General features: G+C 68.2%; 1 protein-coding gene. It reads right to left on the bottom strand.

Annotation, left to right across the window (positions count from 1 at the left end):
• Positions 1-22: 22 nt before the first annotated feature.
• Positions 23-1,243 carry an ISAs1 family transposase gene (locus tag ACFOSH_RS42400; RefSeq protein WP_378247194.1) on the bottom strand — a complete coding sequence of 407 codons (1,221 nt, stop codon included), beginning with the start codon at positions 1,241-1,243 and terminating at the stop codon, positions 23-25.
• Positions 1,244-1,341: the final 98 nt, after the last annotated feature.

Genomic DNA, 1,341 nt, shown 5'->3' on the forward strand with positions numbered 1-1,341 from the left:
CCGGCAAAGTCGTTGTGGCTGGTTAGTGGGTGATTCCGAGCTGGGTTAGTGGTCGGGTGAAGTCGCGGGCGTTGTGGCGTAGTGCGGCGGCGATGTTGGTGTGTCCGTTGAGTCGGAGTGTGCTGATGATGAGGTTGCGTAGTCCGGCCATGATGCGGGGTGCGTTGCCGGTGCGGACTTGGGAGGTGTCTTCGCGGTAGGTGACGTCGCGGACCCAGTGCAGCTGGTTCTCGATGCACCAGTGGCCGCGGGCCAGATCGGCGATCCGGTCTGGCCCGGCCTGGTCGTTGGTGAGGCTGGTGATGCCCAGCACGGTCTCGTGGTGGGTGTTGCCGGTGGCGGTGTAGGTGACGTGGCGTTCGAGGAGAAACACTTGTGCGGCATGGGGAAACGTGACGTCCTCGGGGGCGGGCAGTAGCTGGATCGCGCGTCGTTCGCGGCGTCCGTGGCCGGTGTCGAGGGTGTGGTGTCCAGGTTCGGTGTCGGCCCAGGGCAGGGTGGCGAGCCGGGCGTGCAGGTGATGCCGGTTGCGTTTGACCACGAACACGTAGTCCGCGTGGCGTTCGGCGGTCAGGTAGTGGGCGTGGCCGGCGGTGGTGTGCAGGGCGTCGGCGGTGACCACCGTCCCGGTCAGGTCAACCCGGTCGAGCAGCGGGGCGAACCCGGAGACCTCGCTGGTCTTGGCTCCGACCTGGGCCTGGGCCAGGACCGTGCCGTGCTGGTGGGTCAGCGCGGAGAGCAGGTGCACGCCGCGTGCGTCGGCGCCGCCGCGGGTGCCGCGCAGGGCCTTTCCGTCCACCGCGATCGCGGTGACCTCAAGGTCCGTGCCACCGGCGAGGTGGCGTTCCTGCAGCCACGCGCAGATCGCCGCGTCTACCGCGTCACCGTCCACGGTTTGCAGCATCCGCCGCAGGGTCCGCTCATCCGGCGCCACATAACGCTCGCGTCGCCGGTCGTAGCGGGTGCCGAGTAACGCCAGGACCCGTTGCGGGGCATCCGCGGCCCACTCGCCGATCGCGGTGAACGACTGAGCGCCCGCGCAGACCGCCGCCGCCGTGATCAGCAGGATCGACCACAGCGTATGCCGGACCCCACGCCGGTCCCGGGGATCGGGAACCACGGCGAAATGGTCACGCAGATCGAACACACGCTCCGGGCAGAGCCCGGAGCCCGACGTCGTGGTGCTCGCCAGGCCCAGCCGGGCAAGACCGGAATCGGTCAGGGATGATGAGACAGCAGGCACGGTTCTCTCACACGATCATGGGACTTAGACACTCACATGATCAACCAGAGACCGTGCCTGCCCTCATGCAGACCCAAACCGACTTTGCCGGGACCCTG

Origin of the sequence: Amycolatopsis speibonae, from assembly GCF_042647925.1 — a bacterium.
Taxonomy (GTDB): domain Bacteria; phylum Actinomycetota; class Actinomycetes; order Mycobacteriales; family Pseudonocardiaceae; genus Amycolatopsis; species Amycolatopsis speibonae.